The 20,881-nt window shown below is 62.2% G+C and carries 18 protein-coding genes; 17 read left to right on the forward strand and 1 reads right to left on the reverse strand.

Features of this window, described 5'->3' with window-relative positions:
* Nucleotides 1-137: 137 nt before the first annotated feature.
* Nucleotides 138-785, reverse strand: coding sequence for an outer membrane protein OmpA (ompA, locus tag P0D96_RS30585; RefSeq protein ID WP_028200089.1), 648 nt, complete (start codon nucleotides 783-785; stop codon nucleotides 138-140).
* A 486-nt stretch (nucleotides 786-1,271) separates the two neighbouring features.
* Here ompA and gyrA point away from each other — a divergent pair, with 486 nt between their 5' ends.
* The 17 genes from gyrA (at nucleotide 1,272) to cysM (ending at nucleotide 20,859) form a co-directional block, all read left to right on the forward strand.
* Nucleotides 1,272-3,908: a DNA gyrase subunit A gene (gyrA, locus tag P0D96_RS30590; protein ID WP_408248358.1), complete on the forward strand. Its 2,637-nt coding sequence runs from the start codon at nucleotides 1,272-1,274 to the stop codon at nucleotides 3,906-3,908.
* A 123-nt stretch (nucleotides 3,909-4,031) separates the two neighbouring features.
* A complete protein-coding gene (locus P0D96_RS30595; protein WP_011489486.1) occupies nucleotides 4,032-4,634 on the forward strand; it encodes a DUF2059 domain-containing protein in 603 nt (200 codons plus the stop codon).
* Between the two features lie 295 nt (nucleotides 4,635-4,929).
* On the forward strand, nucleotides 4,930-6,012 hold the full coding sequence (gene serC, locus P0D96_RS30600; protein ID WP_408317163.1) for a 3-phosphoserine/phosphohydroxythreonine transaminase: 1,083 nt from the start codon (nucleotides 4,930-4,932) through the stop codon (nucleotides 6,010-6,012).
* A gap of 78 nt (nucleotides 6,013-6,090) precedes the next feature.
* Entirely contained in the window at nucleotides 6,091-7,173 is a 1,083-nt protein-coding gene (gene pheA / locus P0D96_RS30605; protein ID WP_012433979.1) for a prephenate dehydratase, read from the forward strand.
* Nucleotides 7,174-7,251: 78 nt separating this feature from the next.
* Nucleotides 7,252-8,364: a histidinol-phosphate transaminase gene (hisC, locus tag P0D96_RS30610; RefSeq protein WP_408317165.1), complete on the forward strand. Its 1,113-nt coding sequence runs from the start codon at nucleotides 7,252-7,254 to the stop codon at nucleotides 8,362-8,364.
* Between the two features lie 52 nt (nucleotides 8,365-8,416).
* A complete protein-coding gene (locus P0D96_RS30615; protein ID WP_408317167.1) occupies nucleotides 8,417-9,358 on the forward strand; it encodes a prephenate dehydrogenase in 942 nt (313 codons plus the stop codon).
* A 19-nt stretch (nucleotides 9,359-9,377) separates the two neighbouring features.
* Complete coding sequence (aroA, locus tag P0D96_RS30620) at nucleotides 9,378-10,682, forward strand: 3-phosphoshikimate 1-carboxyvinyltransferase (protein ID WP_408180597.1); 1,305 nt, start codon at nucleotides 9,378-9,380, stop codon at nucleotides 10,680-10,682.
* Nucleotides 10,683-10,717: 35 nt separating this feature from the next.
* On the forward strand, nucleotides 10,718-11,404 hold the full coding sequence (gene cmk / locus P0D96_RS30625) for a (d)CMP kinase (protein ID WP_408290173.1): 687 nt from the start codon (nucleotides 10,718-10,720) through the stop codon (nucleotides 11,402-11,404).
* 164 nt (nucleotides 11,405-11,568) lie between these two features.
* Complete coding sequence (rpsA, locus tag P0D96_RS30630) at nucleotides 11,569-13,302, forward strand: 30S ribosomal protein S1 (protein ID WP_091800091.1); 1,734 nt, start codon at nucleotides 11,569-11,571, stop codon at nucleotides 13,300-13,302.
* Nucleotides 13,303-13,323: 21 nt separating this feature from the next.
* Complete coding sequence (locus tag P0D96_RS30635; protein ID WP_012433973.1) at nucleotides 13,324-13,647, forward strand: integration host factor subunit beta; 324 nt, start codon at nucleotides 13,324-13,326, stop codon at nucleotides 13,645-13,647.
* A 396-nt stretch (nucleotides 13,648-14,043) separates the two neighbouring features.
* On the forward strand, nucleotides 14,044-14,337 hold the full coding sequence (locus tag P0D96_RS30640; RefSeq protein ID WP_095418546.1) for a LapA family protein: 294 nt from the start codon (nucleotides 14,044-14,046) through the stop codon (nucleotides 14,335-14,337).
* A 68-nt stretch (nucleotides 14,338-14,405) separates the two neighbouring features.
* Complete coding sequence (gene lapB / locus P0D96_RS30645; RefSeq protein WP_106313802.1) at nucleotides 14,406-15,581, forward strand: lipopolysaccharide assembly protein LapB; 1,176 nt, start codon at nucleotides 14,406-14,408, stop codon at nucleotides 15,579-15,581.
* A gap of 147 nt (nucleotides 15,582-15,728) precedes the next feature.
* Nucleotides 15,729-17,132, forward strand: a complete 1,404-nt coding sequence (locus tag P0D96_RS30650) for a UDP-glucose dehydrogenase family protein (protein ID WP_408180599.1) — start codon at nucleotides 15,729-15,731, stop codon at nucleotides 17,130-17,132.
* Nucleotides 17,098-18,105 carry a D-glycero-beta-D-manno-heptose-7-phosphate kinase gene (gene rfaE1 / locus P0D96_RS30655; RefSeq protein WP_408317169.1) on the forward strand — a complete coding sequence of 336 codons (1,008 nt, stop codon included), beginning with the start codon at nucleotides 17,098-17,100 and terminating at the stop codon, nucleotides 18,103-18,105. The genes P0D96_RS30650 and rfaE1 overlap by 35 nt, the downstream gene beginning before the upstream one ends.
* A gap of 141 nt (nucleotides 18,106-18,246) precedes the next feature.
* Nucleotides 18,247-19,239, forward strand: a complete 993-nt coding sequence (gene rfaD, locus P0D96_RS30660; protein ID WP_106283259.1) for an ADP-glyceromanno-heptose 6-epimerase — start codon at nucleotides 18,247-18,249, stop codon at nucleotides 19,237-19,239.
* 77 nt (nucleotides 19,240-19,316) lie between these two features.
* Complete coding sequence (locus P0D96_RS30665; protein WP_408290164.1) at nucleotides 19,317-19,682, forward strand: ComEA family DNA-binding protein; 366 nt, start codon at nucleotides 19,317-19,319, stop codon at nucleotides 19,680-19,682.
* A 274-nt stretch (nucleotides 19,683-19,956) separates the two neighbouring features.
* Nucleotides 19,957-20,859, forward strand: coding sequence for a cysteine synthase CysM (cysM, locus tag P0D96_RS30670; RefSeq protein ID WP_408317171.1), 903 nt, complete (start codon nucleotides 19,957-19,959; stop codon nucleotides 20,857-20,859).
* Nucleotides 20,860-20,881 lie beyond the last annotated feature (22 nt).

The raw sequence follows: 20,881 nt of genomic DNA on the forward strand, positions 1-20,881 counted from the left end.
GTATATAGGTCGAGGGACGGAGCGGCAAAATGCCCCCGCTCGAGGTCCGGCTGGTGGAGGCGCGCGGCATCACGCCGTGGTCGGACATAAAAAAAGCCCCGCCGAAGCGGGGCTTTGATACTGCGGTAATTTGTTGCTTACTGCTTCGAAGTACCGACAACTTCGACTTCCACGCGACGATCCGGTGCGAGGCAGGCGATGAGTTGCTTGTGGTTCTTCTGGTTGCAACCGGTCGTGACCGGGTTGCGCTTGCCCTTGCCTTCCGTATAGATACGGTTGGATTCGATGCCCTTGCTGACGAGGTATGCCTTCACAGCTTGAGCACGGCGCAGCGACAGACGGTCGTTGTACTTGTCCGAACCGATACGGTCCGTGTAACCCGTTGCGACGACGACTTCCAGGTTCAGCGCGCCGATCTTCGATGCCAGATCGTCCAGCTTTTCCTTGCCAGCCGGCTTCAGGATTGCCTTGTCAAAGTCGAACAGTGCGTCAGCTTGATACGTAATCTTCTGGCTCGTAATAGCCGGTGCAGGTGCGACCGGAGCCGGCGGAGTCGGAGCTTGAGCAACCAGAGCGCCATCGCACTTTGCGTTGGCCGTTGCCGGCGTCCAGAATGCATCGCGCCAGCACAGCTCGTTCGTGCCGTTCATCCACACGTATTCGCCGGTACCATTCACCCAGTTGTCGTTCGTAGCTTGTCGCGACGCCGGCACCGACTGTGCCATGGCGGATGCAGCCATAACCGCGGTAGCTGCAATGAACGCGAGCTTTGAAAGTTTATTCATATTTCTCCTCTCGAAATTGAGATTACCGCAGGTTTACTGCGAGCCTGTTGACGAAGACAAGTCATACATTGCTCGAAGTATAACATCGGTGTAGAACAAAAAACGTGCTGTGTAGACTTCGAGCAGTGTCTAACTCTTTGTGCGTTGGCATTTTGCCATATCGTTCCCTTCCAACGATAAAAAAATCTGCCCCCGATCGAATCGCCCTCCAATTGTGGTGCATGCGCAACAAAAGCAATTCCCTGGAGGCTCCGCCAGTCATGGCTGAGCGGCGAATTGCCCCACGCACGAATCGAGCCTGACCCGGCTCAAAAATGGGCGCCCAGGAACGCTTCGCGTGCGTTCCACTAATAGGTATACGTAGGTTCGTCGGGAGCGGATTCGCGGCATGTTAGAATCGCGTGATGCGTTGCGCCTGCAATGCTTACGCGAAGGCGCGGCGAAGTGAAGTTAAGCCGTCGTCTTGGCACGTAAAAGATACGGATAATGGATCAATTCGCCAAAGAGACTCTGCCAATCTCCCTAGAGGAGGAAATGCGCCGTTCGTATCTCGATTACGCGATGAGCGTGATCGTAGGGCGTGCGCTTCCCGATGTTCGCGATGGCCTGAAGCCGGTGCACCGGCGCGTGCTGTACGCGATGCACGAACTGAACAACGACTGGAACCGGGCGTACAAGAAGTCGGCGCGTATTGTCGGCGACGTCATCGGTAAGTACCACCCGCACGGCGACACGGCTGTTTACGACACCATCGTCCGGATGGCGCAAGACTTTTCGCTGCGCTACATGCTGGTGGACGGTCAGGGCAACTTCGGCTCGGTCGACGGCGACAATGCCGCGGCAATGCGGTACACCGAAATCCGCATGGCGAAGATCGGCCACGAACTGCTGGCCGACATCGACAAGGAAACGGTCGACTTCACGCCGAACTACGACGGCAGTGAAAACGAACCGGCCATCCTGCCGGCGCGCATTCCCAATCTGCTGATCAATGGCTCGTCCGGCATCGCGGTCGGCATGGCGACCAACATTCCGCCGCACAACCTCAACGAGGTTGTCGACGCCTGCCAGCATCTGCTCAAGAACCCGGAAGCCACGATCGACGAACTGATCGAGATCATTCCGGCGCCCGACTTCCCGACCGCCGGCATCATCTACGGCGTGGCCGGCGTGCGCGACGGCTACCGCACCGGCCGTGGCCGCGTGGTGATGCGCGCGCTCACGCACTTCGAGGAAATCGACCGCGGCCAGCGCATGGCGATCATCGTCGACGAATTGCCGTACCAGGTGAACAAGCGCTCACTTCTGGAGCGCATCGCCGAACTGGTCAACGAGAAGAAGCTCGAAGGCATTTCCGATATCCGCGATGAGTCCGACAAGAGCGGCATGCGCGTCGTGATCGAGCTCAAGCGCGGCGAAGTGCCGGAAGTCGTTCTCAACAATCTGTATAAGGCGACCCAGCTTCAGGACACCTTCGGCATGAACATGGTCGCGCTGGTCGACGGCCAGCCGAAGCTGCTGAACCTGAAGGAAATGCTGTCGTGCTTCCTGTCGCATCGCCGGGAAGTGCTGACGCGGCGCACTGTATACGAACTGCGCAAGGCGCGCGAACGCGGCCACGTGCTCGAAGGTTTGGCGGTCGCGCTCGCCAACATCGACGAGTTCATCGCGATCATCAAAGCCGCGCCGACTCCGCCGATCGCCAAGCAGGAATTGATGGCGCGTCCGTGGGATTCGTCGCTGGTGCGCGAAATGTTGGCGCGCGCCGAGACGGAAAATGCCTCGGCGGGTGGCCGCGAAGCCTACCGTCCTGACGGGCTGAATCCATCGTTCGGTATGCAGACTGACGGCCTCTACCGTCTGTCCGACACCCAGGCTCAGGAAATTCTGCAGATGCGTCTGCAGCGACTGACTGGCCTGGAGCAGGACAAGATCATCGGCGAGTACCGCGAAGTCATGGCGCAAATCGCCGACCTGCTGGACATTTTGGCTCGGCCGGAACGCATTACGGCGATCATCGTCGGCGAACTGACCTCGATCAAAGCCGAATTCGGCGACGCGCGCCGCTCGAAGATCGAGCTGAACGCCACCGAACTGAACACCGAAGATCTGATCACGCCGCAAGAGATGGTCGTGACCATGTCGCACGCCGGCTACGTGAAATCGCAGCCGCTGTCCGAATATAGTGCGCAGAAGCGGGGTGGCCGCGGCAAGCAGGCCACGGCAATGAAGGAAGACGACTGGATCGACACGCTGTTCATCGCGAACACGCACGATCACATTCTGTGCTTCTCGAATCGCGGCCGCGTCTACAGCGTGAAGGTTTACGAAGTGCCGCAAGGTTCGCGGAACTCGCGCGGCCGTCCGATCGTGAATATCTTCCCGCTTCAGGACGGCGAGAAGATTACGGTTGTCTTGCCGGTGAAGGAATTTTCGGCTGACAAATTCGTCTTTATGGGCACCGCGTTAGGAACCGTAAAAAAGACGCCGCTGGAAGCCTTTGGCCGTGTGTTGCGCAAGGGTATTATTGCGGTCGGTCTGGATGAGGGCGACTACCTGATCGGCGCCGCCATCACGGATGGCCAGCACGACGTCATGCTGTTCTCGGATTCGGGCAAGGCGGTTCGCTTCGACGAGAACGACGTGCGTCCGATGGGCCGTGAAGCGCGCGGTGTGCGCGGCATGCAGCTCGAAGACGGGCAAAACGTGATCGCGCTCCTAGTGGCCGGCGACGAGCAGGAGTCGGTGCTCACCGCAACCGAGAACGGTTTTGGCAAGCGCACGCCGATCACCGAGTACACCCGTCACGGTCGCGGTACGAAGGGCATGATCGCGATCCAGACGTCGGAGCGTAACGGCAAGGTCGTCGCCGCCACGCTGGTGGATCAGGAAGCGCAGATCATGCTGATCACCAATACTGGCGTGCTGATCCGTACGCGGGTGTCGGAAATCCGTGAAATGGGACGCGCAACCCAAGGTGTTACACTCATCAGCCTTGACGAAGGGACCAAGCTTTCAGGTCTGCAACAGGTTGCTGAGGCGGAAGCAGAAGCTGATGCTGAAGGCGACGCCGAAGGTCCCGCAGAAGGTGACAACGGGGGCGAAGAGGGCGGTGCGGCCTGATTTGCGTCAGCGTCTTACAGTCTCAGTGATTAGTTGAAAGCTGCGCCGGGAATAATGGCGTGTCGGGCCGATACGTGTCCCGCGCGGCTTGCTGCTCAAGTTCATTTCTATTAGGGAGTAATGATGCAAAAACGATTCAAACAACTGATGTTGCTGGCTGCCCTCGTGCCGACCTTTGCCATGGCTCAAGCGCTTCAAAGCCAGGCTCCGGCGGCTCCGGCTGCTGCCGCGGCACCGGTTGATCCGGCCAAGCAGGCTGCAATCAAGGACCTGTTGGACGCAATCGACGCGCAGAAGCTCGTCGGCGCGATCGGCAACAGCGCCCAGATGCAAGCCAAGCAGCTGGTTCCGGCAATCCTGTCGGACGCGCTGAGCGAAAACAAGACGATGACGGACAAGCAGAAGCAGGCTTCCGTCCCGACGCTGCAAAAGAACGCAGTGCCGAAGCTGGTTGACGGCGCAGGCCAGGTGTTCGCAACGGACAGTTTCCGTCAGGACGCCATGCAAGCTCAGTACGACGCTTACGCGAAGTACTACAGCACGTCGGAAATCAAGGATCTGACGACGTTCTACAAGAGCCCGACCGGCCGCAAGTTCATCCAGGTGCAAGACCAGGTTGGCCGCGACGTCGTGAACGGCTTGATGCAAAAGTACATGCCGCAATCGATCAAGGCAACGCGTGACCAGGCTGACAAGGAAGTCGCCTCGGTCAAGCCGGCTAAGTAAAAGCCAAGGTCGACAGGCTGCGCTGACATCGCGCCAGCTACCGTCCGGCAGGCCCGCCTCGTAGGCTGATGGCGCGCCGGGTTTGGCGGCTTGGCGGTGACAATGCGATAATGGCCGTTTGCGCACACGCGCAAACGGCCATTTTCTTTTTCGGCGCGAAATGGTCCGAAACCCGCGTCAGAACATCGCGTCGGCAAAATCGGGTTGTCAGCGTCACGGTGGTTGTTCGCCCGGCCGCCAACTTCGCGATCTTTGCGCGATTTTCCTTTTTTGCGCCTGCTTCCAGGATCTCACGATGCGCGTCTTTAATTTCTCCGCCGGCCCCGCGGCCATGCCCGAAGAAGTGCTGCGTCAAGCCGCCGACGAAATGCTCGACTGGCAGGGCAGCGGCATGAGCGTGATGGAAATGAGCCATCGCGGGAAAGAGTTCATGTCGATCCACGAGGAAGCGCTCGTCGATCTGCGCGACTTGCTCGAGGCGCCCGCCAGCCATCGCATCCTGTTCCTGCAGGGCGGTGGTCTCGGCGAGAACGCGATCGTGCCGATGAATCTGATGGGCGCGAAGCCTCGCGCGGATTTCGTGGTGACGGGTTCCTGGTCGCAGAAGTCGTTCAACGAAGCGCAGAAGTACGGCACCGTGCATCTGGCGGCGAGCGGCCAGACGGCCGACGGCTTCACCCGCGCGCCGGCGCGCTCCGAATGGCAACTGTCTGACGACCCGGCTTACGTGCATCTGTGCACGAACGAGACGATCCACGGCGTCGAGACGTTCGAGATTCCCGATCTCGGCGATATTCCGCTGGTGGCCGACGCCTCGTCGCACATCCTGTCGCGTCCCATGGACATCGCCAAATACGGCGTGCTGTTTGGTGGCGCGCAGAAGAATATCGGCATGGCCGGCGTGACGGTGGTGGTCGTGCGCGAAGACATGCTGGATCGCGCGCAGTCGATTTGCCCGTCGGCGTTCGAATGGAAGACCGTCGCCGAGAACAATTCGATGTACAACACGCCGCCCACTTATGCGATCTACATCGCCGGGTTGGTGTTCAAGTGGTTGAAGAAGCAGGGCGGCCTTGCCGCGATGGAAGCGCGTAATCTCGAGAAGTCGAAGTTGCTGTACGACGCGATCGACTCGAGCAGCTTCTATCTGAACAAGGTCGAACGTGGCTCGCGCTCGCGGATGAACGTACCGTTCTTCCTCGCCGACGAGTCGCGCAACGAAGATTTCCTGGCCGGCGCGAAAGCGCGGGGAATGGTGCAGCTAAAGGGCCACAAGTCCGTCGGCGGCATGCGGGCGTCGATTTATAACGCCGTCCCGCTCGAGGGCGTCAAAGCGCTTGTCGAATACATGAAGGAATTCGAACAGCGCAGTGCCTGAGCCACATTGGCTTGCGGGCGCGCGCATCCTTTCCAGCACGCATTTTTGCAGCAGCTACCGGCAGGACCGTTTTCACGCATGGACGACGAACTCAATACCCGACTCAAACCCCTTCGCGAACGCATCGACGCACTCGACGCGCAGTTGATCGCGCTTCTCAACCAGCGCGCCGCGGTGGCGCTCGAAGTGGGCGAGGTCAAGAAGCATTTCAACGCGCCGGTGTTCCGGCCCGAGCGCGAGCAGCAGGTGATCGCGCGTCTGCAGGACATGAGCGAAGGGCCGCTCGCGAGCGAGCATATCAGCGCGATCTGGCGCGAGATCATGGCCGCGAGCCGCGCGCTCGAGAAGACCATCAAGGCCGCGTATCTCGGCCCGGTCGGCACCTACAGCGAACAGGCGATGCATGAGTACTTCGGTCAGTCGATCGAAGGCCTGCCGTGTCCGTCGATCGACGAAGTGTTCCGTTCGGTCGAGGCCGGCGCCGCCGAATTCGGCGTCGTGCCGGTCGAGAATTCGACCGAAGGCGCGGTGTCGCGCACGCTCGATCTGCTGCTGCAAACGCAACTCACGATTGGCGGGGAACTGGCTTTGCCGATCCACCACAATCTGTTGACGCTGAACGGTGGCCTCACGGGCGTGACGCGCGTGTGCGCGCACGCGCAGGCGCTCGCCCAGTGCCAGCGCTGGCTGTCGACCAACGCGCCGCATCTCGAGCGCCAGGCGGTGTCGAGCAATGCCGAAGCGGCGCGCATGGCCGCTGAAGATCCGACCGTGGCGGCGATCGCTGGCGATCGCGCGGCGACCCATTACGGCTTGCAAGTGGCGTACGCGCTGATCCAGGACGATCCGCACAACCGCACGCGCTTCGTGATGATCGGCAAGCAGCCGGCCGGCCCGAGCGGTTATGACCAGACGTCGCTGATCGTGTCGGTGGTGAACGAACCGGGCGCGATGGTCAAGCTGCTGGAGCCGCTGGCGCGGCACAGCGTGTCCATGACCCGCTTCGAATCGCGTCCGGCGCGCGTCGGCACGTGGGAGTACTACTTCTACATCGACGTCGAAGGCCATCGCGACGATCCGGCGGTCGCCGCCGCGCTCACCGAACTCGGCGAGAAGGCAGCGTTTCTGAAGATTCTGGGCTCGTATCCGCGCGCCCGTTGATGACATTCAAGCGGCGACTCGCGGCATCGCGCTGCGGCCGCCGCGCATTCAATTATTAATAGTCGTTCGGAGATTCTCATGACAGCGTCTTTCGGTCCTTCCTACGTGCGCGCCATTGCGCCTTACATCGCAGGCAAACCGATTTCGGAAGTGGCCCGCGAATTCGGTCTGGACGAAGCGACCATCGTGAAACTCGCATCGAACGAGAATCCCCTCGGCATGCCGGCGTCGGCGCAGCGCGCCATGGCGCAGGCCGCGAGCGAACTGGGCCGCTACCCGGACGCGAATGCGTTCGAGTTGAAGGCGGCGCTGAGCGAGCGCTACGGCGTGCCGGCCGACTGGGTCACGCTCGGCAACGGCAGCAACGACATCCTCGAAATCGCCGCGCATGCGTTTGTGGAAAAGGGCCAGTCGATCGTCTATGCACAGTACTCGTTCGCGGTTTACGCGTTGGCCACGCAGGGCCTAGGCGCGCGCGCGATCGTCGTGCCGGCTGTCAAATACGGTCACGACCTCGACGCGATGCTCGCGGCCATCACCGACGATACGCGCCTGATTTTCGTCGCCAATCCGAATAACCCGACCGGCACGTTCATCGAAGGCCCGAAGCTCGAGGCGTTTCTCGACAAGGTGCCGCGCAACGTGGCCGTCGTGCTCGACGAGGCGTATACGGAATATCTGCCGGAAGAGAAGCGCTACGACTCGATCGCGTGGGTGCGCCGCTACCCGAACCTGCTGGTGTCGCGCACGTTCTCGAAGGCCTTCGGCCTCGCCGGATTGCGCGTGGGTTTCGCGATCGCGCAACCTGAGCTGACCGATTTGCTGAATCGCTTGCGTCAGCCGTTCAATGTGAACACGCTCGCGCAAGCCGCGGCGATCGCTGCGCTGAACGACAAGGCGTTTCTGGAAAAGAGCGCGGCGTTGAACGCGCAAGGCTATCGCCGTTTGACTGAAGCGTTCGACAAGCTCGGTCTGGAGTATGTGCCGTCGGATGGCAATTTCGTGCTGGTGCGTGTCGGCAACGACGACGCGGCCGGCAACCGCGTCAACCTCGAATTGCTGAAGCAGGGCGTGATCGTGCGTCCCGTCGGCAACTACGGTTTGCCGCAGTGGCTGCGCATCACGATCGGCCTGCCCGAAGAAAACGAAGCATTCATCGCGGCGCTCGAAAAGACGCTTGCCACCGCGTAAGCGGTAATCCTTGACCCGCGCGCCTCGTCGGCATGAAAGGCGCGCTTTTTCTGTGACCGACGTGGCCGCGTTTTCTTTTAACAAGCTGGTAATTTTCGGTGTCGGCCTGATCGGCGGATCGCTCGCGCGCGCGTTGCGCGAGCGGGGCGAGACCGAGGGCGCGCGCAAAGTGATCGGTGTGGGGCGTTCGTCCGCGTCGACTGAGCGCGCTCTGGAACTGGGTGTGATCGACGGCTCGGCGGCGCTGAACGACGACGCCTCGCTACGTGAAGCGCTATCCGGCGCCGACTTCGTGCTGCTGGCCGCGCCCGTCGCGCAGACGCAGCCGCTGCTCGAGCGCATCGCGCCGTTTCTCGAAGACGCCACGATCGTCACCGACGCCGGCAGCACCAAGTCAGACGTGGTCGCCGCCGCCCGCGCGGCGCTTGGCGCGCGCATCGGCCAGTTCGTGCCTGGCCATCCGATTGCCGGTCGCGAGGCGAGCGGCGTGGAAGCAGCCTTGCCCGACCTGTATGTCGGCCGCAATGTCGTGCTGTGTCCGCTGCCTGAAAATGCGCCGGCAAATGTGGAGCGTGTCGCGGCGATGTGGCGCGCCACCGGCGCGCTCGTGCGCAACATGGCGCCCGAGCAGCACGACCGCGTGTTCGCCTCGGTCAGCCATTTGCCGCACGTGCTCTCGTTCGCGCTGGTCGAGCAGATTCTCAATTCGCCCGACGCCGCGCTGAAATTCTCCTTCGCGGCGGGCGGTTTCCGCGACTTCACGCGAATTGCCGCGTCGAGCCCGGAAATGTGGCGCGACGTGTGCGTCGCCAATCGCGTCGCGCTGCTCGACGAACTCGACGCCTACACGGCAGTGCTCGCGCGCTTGCGCGCGGCCATCGAAGCCGCTGATGGCGCCGCCCTCGAAGCCGTATTCGCGCGCTCGCGCGTGGCGCGCACGGAATGGCAGGAACAGCGCGCGGCCGGCGTCGCCAATAGTGACGCGTCGAAATAACCGGAAACTGGACTCAATCATGGAATTCCTCGATCTCGGACCGTTTTCCCGCGCGTCCGGCACGGTTCGTCTGCCTGGCTCGAAGAGCATTTCGAACCGGGTGTTGCTGCTCGCGGCGCTCGCCGAAGGCGAAACGACGATCACGAACCTGCTCGACTCCGACGACACCCGCGTGATGCTCGACGCGCTCGAAAAGCTCGGTGTGCGTCTGAAGCGCGACGGCGACACCTGCGTCGTGACCGGCACGCGCGGCGCGTTCACGGCGCGCACGGCCGATCTGTTTCTCGGCAACGCCGGCACGGCGGTGCGTCCGCTGACGGCGGCGCTGGCGGTCAATGGCGGCGACTACCGCATTCACGGCGTGCCGCGCATGCACGAGCGGCCGATCGGCGACCTGGTCGACGGGCTGCGCCAGCTCGGCGCCAAGGTCGACTATGAAGAGAACGAAGGCTATCCGCCGCTGCGGATTCGTCCGGGGCAGATCAACGCCGACGCGCCGATTACCGTGCGCGGCGATGTGTCGAGCCAGTTCCTCACGTCGCTGCTCATGACGCTGCCACTGTTGCGCACCGAGAGCGGTGTGAGCACCGTGCAGGTGGACGGCGAATTGATCTCGAAGCCGTACATCGAGATCACCATCAAGTTGATGGAGCGTTTCGGCATCAAGGTTGAACGCAACGGCTGGCATCAGTTCGTCGTGCCGGCTGGGCAGCGCTATCAGTCGCCGGGCGCGATCATGGTGGAGGGCGACGCGTCGTCCGCTTCGTATTTCCTCGCGGCCGGCGCGCTCGGCGGCGGGCCGCTGAAGGTGGAGGGTGTCGGCCGGGCCAGCATCCAGGGCGACGTCGGCTTTGCCGATGCGCTCATCAAGATGGGCGCGAACCTGCAGATGGGCGACGACTGGATCGAAGTGCGCGGCGTCGGCCACGACAGCGGCAAGCTCGAGCCGATCGACATGGACTGCAACCTGATTCCCGATGCCGCGATGACGATCGCCGTCGCGGCGTTGTTCGCGGACGGCGCGACCACGCTGCGCAATATCGCCAGCTGGCGCGTGAAGGAAACCGACCGGCTCGCCGCGATGGCGACGGAGCTGCGCAAGGTCGGCGCCAAGGTGCAGGAAGGCGAGGATTTCCTCGTCATCGAACCGCCTGAAAAGTTGATTCCGAACGCCGCCATCGACACCTACGACGATCACCGCATGGCCATGTGCTTTTCGTTGGTGAGTCTCGGCGGCGTGCCGGTGCGCATCAACGACCCGAAGTGCGTCGGCAAGACGTTTCCCGATTATTTCGAGCGTTTCACCGCGCTCGCCCAACCCTGATTCGACCCCGAATCGACTGACGTGCGACTTTTTCGATGAAACCGACCCGTCCCTTTCACCAGACGCCCGTCATTACGATCGACGGCCCGAGTGCCTCCGGCAAAGGCACCGTGGCCGCGCTGGTTGCCGCGAGCCTCGGCTTCCACTTGCTGGATAGCGGCGCGCTGTACCGTCTCGCCGCGCTTGCCAGCCTGCGCTACAACATCGAGGCGGCCGACGCCGACGCCCTTGCAAAACTGATCGACGATCTGCACATCACGTTTCGCGAGGGGCTGGCGCAGCTCGACGGCGTCGACGTCTCGGCCGAGATCCGCGCGGAGGAAGTCGGCGGCCGTGCCTCGGCGATCGCCGTGCATGCGCCGGTGCGCACCGCGCTGGTGGCGCGTCAGCGGGCTTTTCGTAAGGAACCGGGACTGGTTGCGGACGGCCGCGATATGGGCACCGTAATCTTCCAGGACGCCGTGCTGAAGGTGTTCATGACCGCCAGCGTCGAGGCCCGCGCGGCGCGCCGGCATAAGCAATTGATCCAAAAAGGATTTTCTGCTAATATAGATGACTTGCTCCGGGATTTGCGTGAGCGCGATGAGCGTGACAGTCAGCGCGCAGCCGCGCCACTCAAGCCCGCAGCGGATGCAAAGCTGCTTGATACCTCCGCCTTGTCGGTCGACCAGGCGGTCGCGCAAGTGGTGCAGTGGTATGAAGCTTTAGTCCCGCATGCCTGATGAAAGTACGAGTTGTGCTTCAGGTGTGGGCGCAGTAGAAGTCCGTTGTCAGTAGGTGCTTCGCGATTGTCGCGCAGCGTTGTGTTAACCCTTTAACCCCGTGTGGCATTCGCATTCTTGGCCGTTGTTGCTGACCGTCCGGCCAGCCGGGCACCGCGAGAACCATGCAAATTTTGATTTTTATGTCCGACCTGCAAACCTCTACCCCGAATACCGAATCTTTTGCGGCTCTGTTCGAAGAGTCGCTGACCAAGCAAGACATGCGCGCCGGCGAAGTGATCTCCGCCGAAGTCGTGCGTGTTGACCACAACTTCGTGGTCGTCAACGCTGGTCTCAAGTCCGAAGCCTACATCCCGCTCGAAGAGTTCCTGAACGACGCGGGCGAGGTAGAAGTGCAGGCGGGCGACTTCGTTTCCGTCGCGATCGACGCGTTGGAAAACGGCTATGGCGACACGATCCTGTCGCGCGACAAGGCGAAGCGCTTGGCTTCGTGGCTGTCGCTGGAAAAGGCTCTCGACAACAACGAACTCGTTACCGGCACGATCACGGGCAAGGTCAAGGGCGGCATGACCGTTATGGTCAACGGCATCCGCGCATTCCTGCCGGGTTCGCTGGTCGACACGCGTCCGGTCAAGGACACGACCCCGTACGAAGGCAAGACGCTGGAATTCCGCGTCATCAAGCTCGACCGCAAGCGTAACAACGTCGTGCTGTCGCGTCGTGCCGTGATCGAAGCGACCCAAGGCGAAGAGCGCGCAAAGCTGCTCGAAACGCTGAAGGAAGGCGCGATCGTGGAAGGCGTGGTGAAGAACATCACGGATTACGGCGCGTTCGTGGACCTCGGCGGTATCGACGGCCTGCTGCACATCACCGACATCGCATGGCGTCGTGTGCGTCACCCGAGCGAAGTGCTGTCGGTTGGCCAAGAAGTCACCGCGAAGATCCTCAAGTTCGATCAAGAGAAGAACCGCGTTTCGCTGGGCATCAAGCAACTGGGCGACGATCCGTGGGAAGGCATTTCGCGCCGTTACCCGTCGGGTACGCGCCTGTTCGGTAAGGTCACCAACATCACCGACTACGGCGCATTCGTCGAAGTCGAATCGGGTATCGAAGGCCTGGTTCACGTGTCGGAAATGGACTGGACGAACAAGAACGTTGCACCGTCGAAGGTTGTGCAACTGGGTGACGAAGTCGAAGTCATGGTTCTCGAAATCGACGAAGACCGCCGCCGTATCAGCCTCGGCATGAAGCAATGCAAGCCGAACCCGTGGGACGACTTCAGCCGCAACTTCAAGAAGGGCGACAAGCTGCAAGGCGCAATCAAGTCGATCACCGACTTCGGCGTCTTCATCGGTCTGCCGGGCGGCATCGACGGTCTGGTTCACCTGTCGGACCTGTCGTGGAGCGAAACGGGCGAAGAAGCAGTTCGCAAGTACAAGAAGGGCGACGAAGTGGAAGCGATCGTTCTCGGCATCGACGTCGAGAAGGAACGCATTTCGCTGGGCATCAAGCAGCTCGAAGGCGACCCGTTCAGCAACTTCGTTGCCATGAACGACAAGGGTTCGATCGTCGACGGCGTGGTCAAGTCGGTGGACGCGAAGGGTGCTGTGGTTCAGCTGTCGGCAGAAGTCGAAGGCTACCTGCGCGCTTCGGAAATCGCACAAGACCGCGTGGAAGATGCTCGCAACGTGCTGAAGGACGGCGACAAGGTCAACGCGATGATCATCAACATCGATCGCAAGTCGCGTGGTATCAACCTGTCGATCAAGGCCAAGGATTCGGCTGAGCAACAGGAAGCGATTCGCGGCCTGGCTTCGTCGGACTCGAGCTCGGCTGCCACCGGCACGACGAACCTCGGCGCGCTGTTGAAGGCCAAGCTCGACGGCCAGAACCAGTAAGCCTGAGAGGTCTGCTGCAGTATGACCAAATCGGAATTGGTCGCCCAGCTGGCTGCGCGATTTCCGCAACTTGTCCTTAAAGATGCGGATTTCGCGGTGAAGACGATGCTTGATGCGATGTCGGAGGCACTTGCCAACGGTCATCGCATCGAAATTCGCGGCTTCGGCAGCTTCGGCCTTAACCGCCGTCCCTCCCGCGTCGGGCGTAATCCCAAGTCGGGCGAGAAGGTGCTGGTACCTGAGAAGTACGTACCGCACTTCAAGCCGGGCAAGGAATTGCGCGAGCGGGTAGATCGTCGCGCGGGTGAGCCGTTGAAGGCCGAAGAGCCGGATGACGACCTGTAAATGCTTCGCTGCGCTATTTGCAGCGTGGCATTGGTAGCGTCAGCGGCCAAAGCCAGTCGGCAAAAGACCAGAAAAAGCGCCTTCGGGCGCTTTTTTTTCGTCTGTACGTCTGGCGTTTTTGCGCCGCGACGTTCGTCTGGCCTGACGCGTGGCCCACAAGCACGGCCCGCAGGCGCGATCGCCGAATCCAGACAAACTGACCCACGCACCCGCCTACCCGCCTACCCGCCTACCCGCCTGCGGCAAGATAAAACCGCCTAAGCCCGCAATCCGCCAGTTCCTGCCCAGCCGCGAGGGCTTCAATTACAATACGGGTCACTTCGGCGCGGGCAACACCGTGGCGCGACGCGTCATCAAGCCGGCGTCACCCCGCAACTGCCGTCAAGAGACCTATTCATGAAATTTATCGTCTGGCTGATCCGTGTGCTGGTGTTCGTGCTGCTGCTGGTGCTGGCGCTCTCCAATACACAACCTGCTACGCTGAATTTCCTCGCCGGCTACGCATGGTCGGCGCCGTTGATCCTGATCGGCCTCGCGTTCTTCGTGGTGGGGCTGCTGGCCGGGTTGGTTTCGTCGATGCCGGCCATGCTGCGCTTGCGCATGGAAAATGGCCGGCTCAAGCGCGAGTTGCGGGTGGCGCGCGAAACCCCGGTCGTGGTCGAACAACCGCCCATGCCGCCGTTGATCTGAATTTCTTCGGCCGCGCATCGTGAGCGCGGCTTTCCGTCTTCGCTTTCCCGCACATTTGCATTAATCGCATGGATCTAGACTTCTGGTGGCTGCTTGTCATACCCGTCGCTTTCGCGTTCGGCTGGATGGCTGCGCGCTACGACCTCAAGACGTTGCTGTCCGAAAGCGCCAACTTGCCGCGTTCGTATTTTCGCGGCCTGAACTTCCTGCTCAACGAGCAGCCGGACCAGGCGATCGATGCCTTCATCGAAGTGGTCAAGCTCGATCCGGAAACGGTCGAGTTGCACTTCGCGCTGGGCAATCTGTTCCGTCGCCGCGGTGAAACGGATCGCGCGATTCGCGTGCATCAGAATCTGTTGAGCCGCGCCGACCTGCCGGTCAGCGAGCGCGATCACGCGCTTTACGAGTTGGGGCAAGACTTCCTGAAGGCGGGTCTGCTCGATCGCGCGGAAGAAACGTTCCGCTCGCTCGAAACCGGCGACTACGCGTTGGGCGCGCAACGCGCGCTCCTCACCATCTACGAAATCGAGAAGGACTGGGTCAAGTCCATCGATACCGCGCGTCATCTGGAAACGATGGGCGCGGAGTCGCTCGACAAGGAAATTGCGCAGTTCCACTGCGAACTCGCGCAGGAAGCGCTACAACAGAAGAAGCCGGACGAAGCCCGCCGCCAGCTCGGCTTCGCGCTGAAGGCGAACCCAACCAACGTGCGCGCCACGATCCTGTTCGGCGACGTCGACGCGGCCGGCGGCGCGCAGGAAGCGGCCATCGCCCAATGGCGGCGCGTGGAGGAGCAGAATCCGGCCTACCTGCCGCTGGTCGCGGAAAAGCTGATGAAGGCCTACGAGGCGCTCGGCCGCCCGCAGGATGGCGCCGATTTGCTCACCACGTGGGTGGACCGCTATCCGACCAACGATCTGCTCGATGTTGCCTATCAGCACGTCGCATCGCTGCGCGGACCTGACGCCGCCCATGCGCTGGCGCGCTCGCAAATGCAGAAGTCGCCGAATCTGGCGGGCATGACACGGTTGCTCGAGGCGCAGGAAGCCGTGGCGGAAGAGCCACGGCGCAGCGAACTCGAACTGATGCGCACGCTGATCCGTCAGCGCACCAAAAATTTGCCACGGTATACGTGCCAGAATTGCGGTTTCAGGGCGCGGCTTTTCTACTGGCAGTGCCCGGGTTGCAGCGGTTGGGAAACCTATGCGCCGCGTCGCGTCGAGCCGATCACCGCGTCGAACTGACGCTTTGATGGCCGCGGCGGCATCGGCTGCGCGGTCGCGCCGCCGCCCGGCGTGTGGCAACCGCCCCAGCGCGGGCGGATTTCGCAACGTGTTTCTGACCGGCCTTATCGCCGGGAATCATCACCGGAACCCTCTACCGGAAAGCGTATGAAAATCACCATTATCGGCACGGGCTATGTGGGTCTTGTCACTGGCGCGTGTCTCGCCGAGATCGGTCACGACGTTTTCTGTCTCGACGTCGATCCGCGCAAGATCGAAATCCTCAACAACGGCGGCGTGCCCATTCACGAGCCCGGTTTGCAGGAGATGATCGCCCGCACGCGTGCGGCGCGCCGCATCACGTTTTCCACGGATGTCGAAGCCAGCGTCGCGCACGGCGACGTGCAGTTCATCGCTGTCGGCACGCCGCCTGACGAAGACGGCTCGGCGGATCTGCAATACGTGCTCGAAGCGGCGCGCAACATCGGCCGCACGATGAACGGCTTCAAGGTGATCGTCGACAAGTCGACAGTGCCGGTCGGCACCGCGCAGCGCGTACGCACGGTGGTCGAAGAAGAGCTGGCTAAACGCGGGCTCGCCGCCAGCGCGCAGCATCGCTTCTCGGTGGTGTCCAATCCCGAGTTCCTGAAGGAAGGCGCGGCGGTCGACGACTTCATGCGTCCCGACCGCATCGTGATCGGCATTGACGAAGACGAACCCGGCATGCGCGCGCGCGAATTGATGAAGCGTCTGTACGCGCCGTTCAACCGCAATCACGAACGCACTTTGTACATGGACGTGCGCTCGGCCGAATTCACGAAATACGCGGCCAATGCCATGCTCGCCACGCGCATCTCGTTCATGAACGAGATGTCGAATCTGGCGGACCGCGTCGGCGCGGATATCGAAGCCGTGCGCCGCGGCATCGGCTCGGATCCGCGGATCGGCTATCACTTCCTGTACGCCGGCTGCGGCTACGGCGGCTCGTGCTTCCCGAAGGACGTGCAGGCGCTGATCCGCACGGCCAGCGAGAGCGGTCACAATCTGCGCATCCTCGAAGCGGTCGAGGAAGTGAACCACAAGCAGAAAGACGTGCTGGTGCACAAGATCACGGACAAGCTCGGCGACGATCTGAGCGGCCGCACGTTCGCCGTGTGGGGCCTCGCATTCAAGCCCAACACCGACGACATGCGCGAGGCGCCGAGCCGTCGCCTGATCGCGGAACTGCTGGCGCGGGGCGCCCAGGTGCGCGCGTACGATCCGGTCGCGGTGACCGAAGCGCGCCGCGTGTTCGCCATCGACCTGCATGACGCACCGGACCAGTTCGCGCGTCTGAGCTTCACGAGCACGCAGGACGAAACGCTCACCGGCGCCGACGCCCTCGTGATCGTGACCGAATGGAAAGAATTCAAGAGCCCGGATTTCGTTCATCTGAAATCGGTGCTGAAGTCGCCGTTGATTTTCGACGGCCGCAACCTGTATGAACCGGACGCGATGACCGAACTCGGCATCGACTACCACTCGATTGGACGCCCCTATGCCCAACCCTCTGAACTTCCGGCCGTTGCCTGAGACCGTGCCCGGCGCCACGCCGTCCACGCCCGCGGCGCCGCTCACCGTCGTGCCGCGCGAACAGCTCGGCGCGGCGCGCGTGCTGGTGGTGGGCGACGTCATGCTCGATCGCTACTGGTTCGGCGACGTGAACCGCATTTCGCCGGAAGCGCCGGTGCCGGTGGTGCACGTGCAGCGTCAGGAAGACCGTCTCGGCGGCGCGGCGAACGTCGCGCGCAACGCGGTCGCGCTCGGCGCGCAAGCCGGCTTGCTTTGCGTGGTCGGCCATGACGAACCGGGCGAGCGCATCGTGCAGCTGCTCGGCGAAAGCGGCGTGAAGCCGCATCTCGAGCGCGATCCGGCGCTGCTCACCACAATCAAGCTGCGCGTGCTGTCGCGCCAGCAACAGTTGCTGCGCGTCGACTTCGAAAACTCGCCGGCGCACGAAGTGCTGCTCGCGGGTCTCGCCCGATTCGACGAACTGCTGCCGTCGCACGACGTGATTCTGATGTCCGACTACGCGAAGGGCGGCCTGACCCACGTCACGCAAATGATCTCGAAGGCGAATGCCGCGGGCAAGCCGGTGCTGGTCGATCCGAAGGGCGACGACTGGGAACGCTATCAGGGCGCCACGCTGATCACGCCGAACCGCGCCGAGTTGCGCGAGGTGGTCGGTCAGTGGAAATCGGAAGAAGATCTGCTCGCGCGCGTGACGAAACTGCGCACCGATCTGCAGTTCAAGGCGCTGCTGCTGACGCGTTCGGAAGAGGGCATGACGCTCTTCACGGACGACGGCGTCCTGCACGCTTCGGCTGTCGCGCGCGAAGTGTATGATGTCTCGGGCGCGGGCGACACCGTGATCGCCACGCTCGCCGCCATGCTCGGCGCGGGTCTCACGCTGATCGAGGCGGTCGGGCTCGCGAATCGCGCGGCCGGCATCGTGGTCGGCAAACTCGGCACCGCCACTGTCGACTACGACGAACTTTTTCATTGATGCGGCCCGCCGGGTCCCTCGCAGTGCGGCCATGAGTGGCGCGTAAAAGGGATTCGCGGGGCGTCAACTGGACCTGTCGATTGGAGCTAGTGCAGAGCACTCGCTCCGATCCCATGCAAAGCTCTTTACCGCAGGCTCATCATGACCCTCATCGTCACCGGCGCGGCCGGTTTTATCGGCAGCAATCTCGTGAAGGCGCTCAACGAGCGCGGTGAACAACGCATCATTGCCGTGGACAACCTCACGCGTGCCGACAAGTTCAAGAATCTCGTCGACTGCGAGATCGACGACTACCTCGACAAGACCGAGTTCGTCGAACGCTTCAAGCGCGGTGACTTCGGCAAGGTGCGCGCGATTTTCCACGAAGGCGCCTGTTCGGACACGATGGAAACCGACGGCCGCTACATGATGGACAACAATTTCCGCTACAGCCGCGATGTGCTCGATGTGTGCCTCGCGCAGAACATCCAGTTCCTGTACGCGTCGTCGGCGGCAACGTATGGCGGCTCGAGCCGTTTCGTCGAAGAGCGCGAGGTCGAGCAGCCGCTCAACGTGTACGGCTACTCGAAGTTCCTGTTCGATCAGGTGATTCGCCGCGTGCTGCCCACTGCGAAGAGCCAGATTGCCGGCTTCCGTTATTTCAATGTCTACGGGCCGCGCGAAACGCATAAGGCGCGCATGGCGTCGGTGGCGTTTCACAACTTCAACCAGTTCCGCGCCGAGGGCAAGGTCAAGCTGTTCGGCGAATACAACGGCTACGCCGCGGGCGAGCAGACGCGCGACTTCGTCTCCGTGGAAGACGTGGTGAAGGTCAACCTGTTCTTCTTCGACAATCCGGACAAGTCGGGCATCTTCAATCTGGGCAGCGGCCGCGCGCAACCGTTCAACGACATCGCCAGCACGGTGGTCAACACGCTGCGCTCGCTGAACAACGAACCGGCGCTGTCGCTCGCGGATCAGGTGCAGCGCGGGTTGATCGAATACATTCCGTTTCCCGATGCGTTGCGCGGCAAGTACCAGTGCTTCACGCAAGCGGATCAGTCGAAGCTGCGCGCGGCCGGCTACGACGCGCCGTTCCTGAGCGTTCAGGAAGGTGTCGATCGTTACGTGCGTTGGCTATTCGGCCAGGTGTAAATCTTTCGGATCCCTCTTTAAACTGGAATCTCCCGGTTGGTGATGGTCGCCAACCGGTTGTACGAGGGAGATTCCATATGTTTCGAAAAATTCTGGTTACCGCGGCCATGCTGGCCGCTTTCGGCCACGCTTATGCGGCGGTCGACGTCAACACGGCCAATGAGGATGCGCTGCGCGGCATCAAGGGCATCGGTCCTGCCAAAGCGAAAGCCATTCTCGACGAGCGTGCAGCGCATGGTCCGTTCAAGGACCCGGCCGACCTCGGCAAGCGCGTCAAAGGCATGGGCGGGCATACCGTCGAGCGCCTGCAGGCGGAGGGTCTCGCTGTCGGTCCGGCTGGCGCGGCTGCTAACCCGCAGGCTGCGGCGTCTGCACAGACCAAAGGCGCGGCCGTTCCGGCCGCCACGCCGAAGAACAGCGCCACGGTGGCAGTGAAGAAATAGCCTTAGGCGGACTTTGCGTGCGGGCCTCGTGACCCGCGCGCGGAGTCCATCCCCGTCGTTCCCCTTCATGGTCGGAGTTGGCAGTAACACTCCTTCAGCTGTCATGCAGATGACTGGCTCCCGCGGTTCTCAGCCGCGGGCTTTTTGCGTTGCGGGCGCTCGCTGACGGGGCGCCTGCATCCATGCGGGCAGAAGGGCCGCACGGCAGCCGCGGGCACGGTGGTTTAGAATCGATGGATTGAAGACTCCGCGCATCGACAGCACCAGAACCGATATGGCTTACAAAACGATTGAAGACACGATCGGCAATACGCCGCTCGTACAACTCGTCCGGCTCCCCGACGACGAGATCCGCAGCCGCAATAACGTGATCCTTGCGAAGCTCGAGGGCAATAATCCGGCGGGCTCGGTGAAGGATCGCCCGGCGTTGTCGATGATCAAGAAAGCGGAAGCGCGTGGCCGCATCAAACCCGGCGACACGCTGATCGAATCGACCAGCGGCAACACGGGTATTGCGCTCGCCATGGCGGCAGCGGTCCGTGGCTACAAAATGGTCCTGATCATGCCGGAAGATCTGTCGGTGGAACGCCGTCAGAGCATGGCCGCGTATGGCGCGCAGATCGTGCTCACGCCGGTCACGGGCGGCATGGAGTACGCACGCGATCTCGCCGAGCAGATGCAGCGCGAAGGCAAGGGCATCATCCTCGATCAGTTTGCCAATCCCGACAATCCGGCCTCGCACGTCGAGGGCACGGGCCCGGAAATCTGGCGCGACACCGAAGGGCGCATTACCCACTTCGTGTCGTCGATGGGCACGACCGGCACGATCATGGGCGTGTCCACTTATCTGAAAGAACAGAATCAGGCTATCGAGATCATCGGCGCGCAACCTGAAGATGGGTCGCGTATTCCGGGCATCCGCAAATGGCCGGAAGCCTATCTGCCGAAGATTTTCGATCGCAGTCGCGTCGACCGTGTCGAGAACGTGAGCCAGGCCGCCGCGGAAGCGATGGCGCGCCGCATGGCGTCGGTGGAAGGGATTTTTGCCGGCATCTCGTCGGGCGGCGCCTGCGAAGTGGCGCTGCGCGTCGCGCGGCAGGTCGAGAATGCGACGATCGTGTTCATCGTCTGCGATCGCGGCGACCGTTATCTGTCGACCGGTGTGTTTCCCGCATAAACGCGTCGTCGCTCAGAGTGTC

Origin of the sequence: Paraburkholderia sp. RL17-347-BIC-D (genome assembly GCF_046027915.1) — a bacterium.
GTDB lineage: Bacteria > Pseudomonadota > Gammaproteobacteria > Burkholderiales > Burkholderiaceae > Paraburkholderia.